The sequence below is a fragment of the Streptomyces thermospinosisporus genome (assembly GCF_039526425.1).
GTDB classification, from domain to species: Bacteria; Actinomycetota; Actinomycetes; order Streptomycetales; family Streptomycetaceae; genus Streptomyces; species Streptomyces thermocarboxydovorans.
Genome location: NZ_BAAAIZ010000027.1, coordinates 1 through 9,647, shown reverse-complemented (window position 1 = coordinate 9,647; position 9,647 = coordinate 1). Strand labels below are relative to the sequence as shown.

The 9,647-nt window shown below is 72.1% G+C and carries 10 protein-coding genes and 1 pseudogene; 3 read left to right on the top strand and 8 right to left on the bottom strand.

Annotated features, from left to right (window positions below; genetic code table 11):
- A pseudogene (locus ABD207_RS10725) lies at positions 1-344 on the top strand (hypothetical protein); the annotation flags it as partial.
- 115 nt (positions 345-459) lie between these two features.
- Complete coding sequence (locus tag ABD207_RS10720) at positions 460-987, top strand: hypothetical protein (RefSeq protein WP_344011955.1); 528 nt, start codon at positions 460-462, stop codon at positions 985-987.
- A gap of 37 nt (positions 988-1,024) precedes the next feature.
- Here the strand turns inward: ABD207_RS10720 and ABD207_RS10715 are convergent, their stop codons facing one another.
- From ABD207_RS10715 to ABD207_RS10705, 3 genes are all read right to left on the bottom strand, one after another.
- Positions 1,025-1,720, bottom strand: a complete 696-nt coding sequence (locus tag ABD207_RS10715) for a permease prefix domain 1-containing protein (protein WP_344011953.1) — start codon at positions 1,718-1,720, stop codon at positions 1,025-1,027.
- Positions 1,717-2,058, bottom strand: coding sequence for a PadR family transcriptional regulator (locus ABD207_RS10710; RefSeq protein ID WP_344011951.1), 342 nt, complete (start codon positions 2,056-2,058; stop codon positions 1,717-1,719). The genes ABD207_RS10715 and ABD207_RS10710 overlap by 4 nt, the downstream gene beginning before the upstream one ends.
- Before the next feature lie 147 nt (positions 2,059-2,205).
- Entirely contained in the window at positions 2,206-2,943 is a 738-nt protein-coding gene (locus ABD207_RS10705; protein WP_344011949.1) for a D-Ala-D-Ala carboxypeptidase family metallohydrolase, read from the bottom strand.
- A 244-nt stretch (positions 2,944-3,187) separates the two neighbouring features.
- On the opposite strand from ABD207_RS10705, the gene ABD207_RS10700 reads away from it, so the two are divergent.
- On the top strand, positions 3,188-3,919 hold the full coding sequence (locus tag ABD207_RS10700; protein ID WP_344011948.1) for an FAD binding domain-containing protein: 732 nt from the start codon (positions 3,188-3,190) through the stop codon (positions 3,917-3,919).
- 27 nt (positions 3,920-3,946) lie between these two features.
- Here the strand turns inward: ABD207_RS10700 and ABD207_RS10695 are convergent, their stop codons facing one another.
- The 5 genes from ABD207_RS10695 to ABD207_RS10680 all read right to left on the bottom strand — a co-directional run bounded on the left by ABD207_RS10695 (position 3,947) and on the right by ABD207_RS10680 (position 9,389).
- On the bottom strand, positions 3,947-6,067 hold the full coding sequence (locus tag ABD207_RS10695) for a SpoIIE family protein phosphatase (protein ID WP_344011946.1): 2,121 nt from the start codon (positions 6,065-6,067) through the stop codon (positions 3,947-3,949).
- 155 nt (positions 6,068-6,222) lie between these two features.
- Positions 6,223-7,350 (bottom strand): amidinotransferase, encoded by a 1,128-nt coding sequence (locus ABD207_RS10690; RefSeq protein ID WP_344011944.1) that lies wholly within the window; start codon positions 7,348-7,350, stop codon positions 6,223-6,225.
- A 137-nt stretch (positions 7,351-7,487) separates the two neighbouring features.
- Positions 7,488-7,778 (bottom strand): nuclear transport factor 2 family protein, encoded by a 291-nt coding sequence (locus ABD207_RS10685; protein WP_425580678.1) that lies wholly within the window; start codon positions 7,776-7,778, stop codon positions 7,488-7,490.
- Positions 7,772-7,894 carry a hypothetical protein gene (locus ABD207_RS32120; RefSeq protein WP_425580677.1) on the bottom strand — a complete coding sequence of 41 codons (123 nt, stop codon included), beginning with the start codon at positions 7,892-7,894 and terminating at the stop codon, positions 7,772-7,774. Before ABD207_RS32120 ends, ABD207_RS10685 begins: the two co-directional genes overlap by 7 nt.
- 16 nt (positions 7,895-7,910) lie before the next feature.
- Positions 7,911-9,389, bottom strand: a complete 1,479-nt coding sequence (locus ABD207_RS10680) for a glutamate-cysteine ligase family protein (RefSeq protein ID WP_344011942.1) — start codon at positions 9,387-9,389, stop codon at positions 7,911-7,913.
- Between the last annotated feature and the right edge of the window lie 258 nt (positions 9,390-9,647).

Here is a 9,647-nt window from a genome sequence, read left to right as displayed (position 1 = left end):
GGGGAGACGCCGGGGCATGCTCGGACGGCGACTGCGAGATCATCGTGTCGGAACCGGTGACGATCCGCTTCCCGGCCCCGGGCGGCGGCCGGGCGACCCTGACTGTGACCGAGGTCGGCCCGGACGAGATCGAGTACACCGTGAAGTCGGGCGGCAACCGGTCCAAGGCCGGCGCCGGCGGCCCTGGCCAGGGCTGCACCACGGTCCTGCGCTCCCGCGGCTCCGGCAACACCTGCGGCCCGCTGGGCGATCCGGAACCGCCCGCCGCCCAGCCCGACGCCGTCGTCATCCAGGCGGCCACGGGACGGAACGGCACGGCCCTCCTGCACATCGTGTCCCGCTGACCCTCATCGGCGCAGCAGGCCGGAAATAGGTAGGCAGCCTACTGGTGTGGGCCGGCCCGTGGTATCAACTGTTGGTAGCCAACATATTGGTACTCGACCTATGAAGGGGTCCCCGGTGACCAAACTGCTGCTCTCGGTGCATGTGCTGGCGGCGATCGTGGCGATCGGCCCGATCACGGTGGCGGCATCGATGTTCCCCCGCTTCGTCAAGGCGCAGACCGGGGACCACGATTCGAGCGGGGAGGAGCGCACTCCCGCGACCGCGGCACTGCTGCACCGGATATGCAGGGGCTACACGGCGGTCGGCGTCGCCGTGCCGGTCTTCGGTCTCGCCACCGGAGGGCAGATGGGGGTGCTCGGTGATGCCTGGCTGATCGTCTCGATCGTCCTCACGGCGATCGCCGCCGCCCTGCTGCTGTCGGTGATCCTTCCCGGTCAGGAGCGGCTGCTCGACCAGGTCGCCGCCGCTGCGGTGAACGGAGGCACGGGCGCGTCCTCACCGGCCACGACGGAGCCCGCGACCGCGGAGGCGATCCGGTCCGCGGCCGCGCGGCTGGCCATGGTCACCGGGGTCTTCAACCTGCTCTGGGCCGTCGTGGTGGTGCTGATGATCGTCCGCCCCGGCTCCACGACCGGTGCCTGAGCCCTCCCGGCCCTTCCGAGTGCCGGGATGCGCGCGGTCAGAGCTCCCCGGCGTCGGCTTCCTCGGCGACCGGCAGCCGGGCGCAGCGTCGGCAGGACCGGGCCGGCCCCGCCACCAGGGCGTGCGAGGCGGCGGCGAGAGCACCGGCGAACCCGAGCAGCAGCCAGTCGCCGCCCAGCGCGGCCGCGACGGTGAGGGGCAGGGTGGCGACGGCCATGGAGATGCTGGCGACGGTGCCGCCCCATGCCACGGTCAGCGGCAGCCGCTCCGGCGTGGGCAGCCAGCGGGCCGGCGTGCCGGTGACCACCAGAGCCACGGCCGTCAGCAGTGCGGCGACGGCCGAGACGCCCGCCAGATGGGAGGCCAGCTGCTGGGCCGTGTGCGAGAGTTCACCGGCCCGGTCGTGGCCCGCCCGCCGCACCAGATACCAGCAGGCGATGACGCAGGGGAGGGTGAGCGCCACGGCCCGCGCGGTGTGCCGGGCCTGAGCGATCGTCAGCTCGTGCTGCCAGCTCGCCACCAGTTCGTCGGCGCTCCCGAACTCCCGCACCGCCTGGTCGGCGGCATGCCGGTACGTCAGCCCCGCGCGGGTGCGTTCCGACACCGCGTCGATCAGGTCCTCCCGTACCTCGGCCACCATGCGGGCCTTGGTGCGCGCCGGGCCGTGCAGGGCGGCGGCCAGGGAGGAGACGTAGTCCTCGACGGGGTCGGACTCCGGGGCGACGGCGCTCATGTGGCGACTCCCGGAGGTGTGGCGGGATTCAGGACCGAGCCGATGGCGGTGGTGAACTCCTGCCACGCCGTCCGCTCCTGGGCCAGGGCCCGGCGTCCGGCCTCGGTGAGCTCGTAGCACCGCCTGCGGCGCTCGCCGGTGGACTGCCAGCTGCTGCGCAGCAGTCCGATGCGCTCGAGCCGGTTCAGCGCCGGATAGATCGTGCCCGTGCGCAGTTCGAGGGCGCCTTTGCTGCGCTGCTGGACAGCGGTGATGATGGCGTAGCCGTGCAGCGGCCCCTGCTCCAGCACCGCCAGCAGCAGTCCGTCCAGATGGCCGCGGACCGCATCCTGTCTCATGAGTCGGCAGCCTACACATCCCGGCCGGGGATGGACCATCCGTCGGCCGGCCATGTGCGCCCCGCCCGTCGTCGGGCGTCCGGCACAACGCGCCGTGGGCTCCCGGCCGCAGTCGCCGCCGGGAGCCCTCGTCGTGCCGTTGGCGGGTCAGATGCCGCAGCCGGAGGCCGACCAGAACTGGCTGCTGCGGTGGTCGACATGGGTGTGGTCGTTGTGGCCCGGGTAGCCGGGGCCGAGGATGCCGCGGAAGCCGTGGTAGCGGGCCTGCTTGGCGAGGGTGCACAGGGAGTGCGGCCCTGCGCCCAGGTCGGCCGCGTCGCCGTAGAGGTGGCGGCTGCCGCTGGCGCCGCCCACCGCGTCGTTGCAGGCGTGCGAGCGGAAGCCGCTGGTGACGGTGATCGGCTTGTCGCCCAGGGCGTGCCGCAGCGCCTCCAGCTTCCACATGGTGCGCAGCGCGTTGGCCTTGGCGGTGGCGGCGCTGACCGCTCCGCCGGACCAGGTGGAGTTGCAGCGGTTCAGCTCGCTGTAGGAGAAGTGGACCGGCGTGCAGTCGTCGTCCTGGAGGGCGTAGAGCTTGCTGTAGGTGGCGGGGCCGGCGATGCCGTCGGCGGTGAGGCCGTACGCCGACTGGAAGCGTTTGAGCGCGGCGGCGGTGGCCGGTCCGAAGCTGCCGTCCACGGCGAGCACGGCGCCGTAACCGGGGTAGCCGGAGAGCCGGATCTGCAGCTGGGTGACGTCGGCGCCGGACGCCCCCTGGGAGAGGGTGCGCGTCCAGGTGTAGCAGCCGTCCGCGTGCGCGGTGCCCGCGGTGGCCACGGTCCCCGCGAATGCGGCTGCCAGGAGCATGACAAGCGAGACGAGTAGTCGTGCGGCACGTCTGAACATGCGAACTCCGTTGTGGGGAGAGTGAGTTTCGGCTGGGACGGCGAGCCATGTGACGCGCGTCAACCATGGAGCACTCACCCCGTCCCGCGCAAGGCGGCGGTCGCCGGTGACCCGAAAGGGCGCACATGGCGCAGGTGTGTGCCCTGTACGCGCCCCCGGAGGGCCGCGGAGAATGCAGTGTCCTTGATCACGCAGCGGGGTCCCGTTCTCAGTCGCCCGAGTTGAGGAAAGCAGGTCGACCGCCGTGCTGTTGCGTCTCCCCACCTCCCTGTCCGAAGCACGCGAGCACCTGGCCGAGCAGGCGGTGCCCGTCGGCGGCGCCACCCTCGTCTGGGCCCAGTGGCAGCGCGACGGTTTCCCCGGACTGGCCATGTCCCTGCGCCATCTGCCCGAGGCCAATGTGCGCGAGCCCGAGGCACTGGGCGCGGCCGTGCTGCTGCACCAGATCGACGACCGCGTCCCCGAGGTGCTGCGCCGGGCGGCCGGCACCATAGGCACCGGAGCCGTGCGCCGCGCGGCCACGGTCGGCGGCAACATCGTGGGCAGCACCCTGCGCTGCCTGCTGCCCGCCGCGCTCGTCCTCGACGCACGGGCCACCGTGCTCGACCGCGACGGCACGTACGAGACCGACCTCGCCGAGGTGGTGGCCAAGCGGCACCTGCTGCTGAACCTGAGCTGGCGCACCCCCGTCATCAGCGGCTACTACAAGGCCACGGCGGAAGCCGGCGGCCCGCCGCCGCTGGTCGTCGCCACCGCCCTGTCCGCCGAGCCCGACGGGCGGCACCGCCTGCGGACGGCCGTCCGCGACGGCTACGAGGTGATGAGCGGGAGCGCCGAGTGCCAAACCGGCGCGGACGGCACCGAGGAGGTGCTCGACGCCCTGGCGGCCGCCGGCCTCGGCTCGCTCCCGCCCGCCGCCCGCGACATCGTGCGCCGGGAGGTGGCCGGCCTGCTGCGGCGGCTGGACGGCCGCTGACGCCGCGCCACCCGGTACGTACCCCCGTCAGCCCGCCGGAGCGCGGCCGCATCGCAACGTCAGCAGCGCGACGTCGTCCAGACGCATGCCGTCCCGGGCGAACACGCCGAGCAGCTCGTCGGCGAGCCGGTCCAGGTCCGACGCGTCGGCCTGCCCGAGCCGGCTGGCGAGCGCCGCCATGGAGTCCTCCAGGTCCTCGCCCGGCGTCTCGATCAGGCCGTCGGTGTAGAGGACGACCGTCAGGCCCTCGGTGAGCGGCACGCTGGTGACGGGGAACTCGGCGTCCGGGTCGATGCCCAGCAGCGGACCGGGCCGCACATCCGCGACGCGGGTGGTGCCGTCCGGCAGGCGGAGCACGGGCGGCGGGTGACCGGCGCTGGCCATCAGCAGCCGGCCCTCGGCGAAGTCGAGCCCGGCGCACAGACAACTGGTGAACAGGTCCGGCTCCAGGTCGGTCAGCAGCCGGTTGGTGGCGGCCAGCACCTGGTCCGGTGCCTCGCCGTGGGTGGCGTGGGCGTGCACACCGGTGCGCACCTGGCCCATCAGCGCGGCCGCGGCGGCGTTGTGCCCCTGGACGTCACCGATGACGGCGGCCGCGGTCTTGTCGCTGAGCCGCAGCAGATCGTAGAAGTCGCCGCCGATGTCCATGCCCCGGGTGGCGGGCAGATAGCGGGCGGCGACCCGCAGCCCGTCCACCGCGGGCAGCGCCCGGGGGAGCAGCGCCTGCTGCAGCCCGTGTGCCAGGGCGTGCTTGGTGTCGTACAGCCGGGCCCGGTCCAGCGCCTGGGCGATCAGACCGGCCAGCGATGTCATCACCGCACGCTCCTCGGCCGGGAACTCGCGCGGTTGGTCGTAGGACAGGATGCAGCAGCCGACGGGGCGGCCCGAGATGATCAGCGGCAGAAACGCCCAGGCCTGCTTGCCGCTGATCAGCGGCGCCTCGGGGTAGATGCGCCGCATCTCCTCCGGGTGGGTGAAGAACGCGGGGACACCGGTGGCCAGGGCCCGGCCCGCCGGGGTGAGGTCGGTGTCCACGGGCAGGCCGTCCAGACGCTCGACGACATGCCGGGGGTAACCGCGATGCCCGCTGATGTCGAGCCGGCCCGCCTCGGCCATCGACAGCACCAGCCCCTGGGCGCCGAAGGCGGGCATCACCTGGTCGGCGACCAGATCCACCACGTCCTGGACGCCGACCACCTCGGTCAGCGCCGCCGCCATGTGCGTGAGCTGGTACAGCGGGCCCACCCGGGCATGGGGGTCGGCGGGCGGGGCCCGCAGCGGAGGCGCACCGGAGGCGTAGGAGTCGCTGGGGACGATGCGGACACTGATCCCGCTGGCGTCCGGGTAGAGGAAGAAGTCCAGCCACTGGTCCGGCGGGCGGCACGCCGTGAACGACACCGGCTGGCGGGTGATCACCGCGGCCCGGTAGCGGTCCTCGTACCGCGGATCGTCCAGCCACGGCAGGGTCAGCCACGGCTGCGTGCCCAGCAGCTGCCCCGCGTCGCGGCCCACCAGCCGCCCGGCACCCGAACTGACGAAGGTGAACCGGCCCTCCAGGTCCAGCGCGCAGCTGCCGCCCGGCAGGCGTTCGGCGAAGTCGGCTGCGGCACTCGCCGGCACCGTCGGCCCGGCCGCGTACGGCAGGACGCGCGGCCGCCCGGGGGAGGCGGGGGCCCGTGCTTGTCCGGCGGCCTCCTCCTCCAGGACGCGGGCCAGACGACGGCAGCTGGACAGGATGTGGTGGCACTCCCGTTCGCCCATGAGGGACGGCCGGGAGGCGGGCCACATCAGCAGCAGCGAGCCCCAGGTCCGGGTGCCCGTCAGCGGTGCGGCCGCCAGCGCCAGCGGGTAGGGCAGCGCCGCCGCGGTGCGCGGATAGCGCTGCGCCAGCTCGCCCTTGCTGCCGACCCACACCAGGTGCTCCGCGCGGACCGCCTCCGCGACCGGCGCCGGAGCGGCCAGCGAGACCGTGGTCCACGGCGTGGCGAACTCGGCCGGCACCCCGGCCAGCACCCCGAGCCGCAGCATCCGCCCGTCCGGCGTGAGCAGGTAGAGCGCGCCGAGGGACGCGCCCGTCCGGCGCACCGTCTCCGCGAACACGGCGTCGAGCGCGCCGACACCCGGGACCGGTTCACCCGCGCTCGCCATGCGGCACCTCCCGCCGGCCCCGGCCGTCACAGACGGCCATGCCGGACTTCACTCCTACGCAGGACGCTACGCCTCAGCGCCCCGGCGAGCACCCCGTCCGGACGCCTCCTCCCGGCGCCCTCGCCGGAGGCGGGCTCACGACCTCGTTGGGGCGTTCAGCCGCAGTACGACTCGAGGGTGCCGCGGCGCCGCACATCGAGCGTGGCGCAGTGGAACGAGCCGCCGAACGGCGCGTAGTGCAGCAGGTCGCAGGGGATCGGCTCGAAGCCCCACTTCTCCAGGGCGCGCAGCATGCCCGTGTGATGCCGTTCGGCGATCACCCGCTTGTCGTCGACCATCAGCACGTTCATGCTGAGCCACTTGCCGCACATCGAGGTGACCCTCAGCAGCGGATCGGAGACCGGCTCCGGCTCCGGTGCGACCAGCACGTCCCAGGAGCGCAGCACGTCGGGCAGCCGGTCGACGTCGATGTACTCCGGATTGACCAGCACCTTGCCCGGCGCCAGCAGCACGAACGTGGTGTCGATGTGCATGGGGGTGCGGCAGCGGCTCTCGATCTCGTGGATCCGGTACTCCGGCCCGAGATGCCGGCGCAGCCACTCGATCCCCATGCGATTGGTGACATTGCTCCGGGTGACGAAGAGATCCCGTCCGGCGCGCACGAAATCCGCGGCGTCGAAGACCGGCTCGAACTCGGTGAGGATGTACCGCATCGGCTCACCCGGTTTCGGAACGCGGAAACCGGGGTCGAAGAGTTCATCGGTGAGCTGCGGCTTGGGAGCGGACGTCCAGCGCGCACCGCGCCGGAAGTAGTCCTTCAGGATCGGCCGGTAGGAATGCGTCTCGAAATACCGGCACGGCCATGCCATCGGGGTCTCGATGATCTCGTCACCGATCACCAGCATGCTGTCGCGCGGGCAGCTGTTGCAGAAACCCCGCGACGACCAGTCCGGGGTGGCGAAACGCTTGCGGTGATCCACCGGATCCGGGCGCCGGACCGTGACACCCAGCCCTTCCAGCAGGGACACGAACTGATCGAGCTCCGCCTGCGCCCGCTCGATGAGCTTCCGGGGATAAGCGAAACCGGCGGTGAGGCCCTGCAGCCGCGCCGCCCACGGAGGAATGTTGCACCGCACCACCGGATGATTCGAGGGGATCGTCGCACCGTCCAGACGGCCGACGATGATTTCCTCCAGCGGATCCCACTCGTTGTGGGACCAGACCGGTGACACGACGGGTTCCGCTGCCTCAGCGGAAATCTCGGATCTCGCCACCACCGACATGCTGAAACCACTTTCGACACAGGAGTCAGTCACTCAATATAGCGAAAGTATTACTCATGGTGAACGCCCTTGCCTGGGTACCCACGGAGAGCGGAGTCAACCGGTATCCGTCGATGCCGGCCCCGGCGCCGGCCGGGTCACTGCGCGTCCGGTGCGTCCGGGGCCGCCGAGGTGATGTGGGTCAGCACGCACTGCCGGCGTCCGTCCCGTTTGACGAACACGTCCGTCGTCCATTCGTCGGCGTCCTGGCGGACGCCCCGGTGATGAGCCGTGTTCGTCACCCGCGCCGTGACGACCGCCGTGTCGCCGTACACCCGGACCCGCGGACGGCTCACCGCGTCCATCGCCGAGTGGGCGAGGTCCCCGGACTCCACCAGGGACAGGAAACGCTCCTTCGAGGTGACCCCCGGCTCCGAGACGATCACCACTCGCCGGCCATGAAGCGCGCGATGCGCTCCGCGTCGTCGGCGACGATGGCCGCCGCCCAGTCCCGCTCCTGGGCGACCAGCCGGTCCCCCTCGGCGTCCTGTTCCCGCTCCGCCATCGTCTCGGTCCGCCGCTCAGTCGACCGGCCAGGTGTGCACCGGAGCGTTGAGATGCATGTAGTCGATGTACTGCCGGGTCATCCGGCGCAGCGCCTCGTGCCGTCCGCAGTGCTCCGTCTCGTCGATGTGATGGAACACCTCCTTCTGCCACACCGCGCCGTTGCGCCCGGTGACACAGCGCTGCTCGATGATGCCGAGCAGCGGCTCCCGCCAGGCCGCGTCCATGCCCGAGCGTTCCAGACCCAGGTGGGCCAGCGGCAGCAGCCGCCGCAGCACCAGTTCGGTCACCGGCACCTCGCCCACGCCCGGCCAGTACAGCAGCGCCTCGATGCCCTGCCGGGCCGCCGTGTGCAGGTTGTCCTCGGCCGCCGAGAAGGACATCCGCGACCACACCGGCCGCTCCTCCTCGACCAGCGCCCGGGTCAGCCCGTAGTAGAACGCGCCGTTGGCGAGCGTGTCGGCCACCGTCGGCCCCGCGGGCAGCACCCGGTTCTCCACCCGGACATGCGGCTTGTCGTTGGCGACCGCGTACACCGGACGGTTCCAGCGGTAGATGGTGCCGTTGTGCAGGGTCAGCTCGCCCAGCTCCGGGATGTCGCCCCGATCGAGCGTCTCCATCGGGTCCTCGTCCTCGCACAGCGGCAGCAGGGCCGGGAAGTAGCGCAGATTCTCCTCGAAGAGATCGAAGACGCTGTTGATCCAGTGCTCCCCGAACCACACCCGGGGCCGCACCCCCTGCACCTTGATCTCCTGCGACCGGGTGTCGGTGGCCTGTTCGAACAGCGGGATGCGCGTCTCGTGCCACAGCTCCTTGCCGAACAGGAACGGCGAGTTGGCCGCCAGGGCCACCTGGATCCCGGCGATCGCCTGGGCCGCGTTCCAGTAGTCCGCGAACTGCTCGGGAGGCACCTGGAGGTGGAACTGTGTGCTGGTGCAGGCGGCCTCCGGGGTGATGCTGTCCGCGTAGGTCCGCAGCCGGTCGGGGCCGTCGATCTCGATGTGCAGATCCTCGCCGCGTGCGGCGAAGATCTGGTCGTTGAGCAGCCGGTAGCGCGGATTCTCCGACAGCGCCGCCTCGCCGGCGTCCTCCTGCCGCAGCGTGGGCAGGATGCCGGACATGATCAGGTGCGCGCCGATCGTCCGGGCACGCTCCTCGGCGTGGTTCAGCGCGGCGCGGATCTCCCTCTCCCAGTCGTCGGGGCCGCCCGCGGTGAGCCTGCGGGGCGCGATGTTGATCTCCAGGTTGAACCGGCCCAGCTCGGTGTCCCAGGCCGGGTCGGCGATCGCATCCAGCACATCGCTGTTGCGCATCGCCGGCTCCGCCCGGTCGTCGACCAGGTTCAGCTCGATCTCCAGCCCCACCTGGGGCCGCTCGGCCTCGAACCGCGCATCGCGCAGCATCTGGGCGAACGCGTCGAGACACTCCTGCATCTTGATCCGGTACCGGCGGCGGTCCTCGCGCGTGAACACCAGTGCCGGGACATCCCGTCCCATGGGTCAGCCTCCCGGCCCTCGTCCTGCGGACATCTGTCACCCCAAGCGTCGCACCACCGACCGGCTCCGACCACCAGACGGAAGCCCCGCCCCCGAAGATGCGCGCGAAGGCCCCCGGCCGGTGGGGGAGCACCGGCCGGGGGCCTTCAGGGGCGGCGTAGACCGCTGGCGATCGGGTGCTGCAGGCGGGTGCCGCTCGCGGTCGGGTGCTGCAGGCGGGTGCCGCTGGCGGTCGGGTGCTGCAGGCGGGTGCCGCTG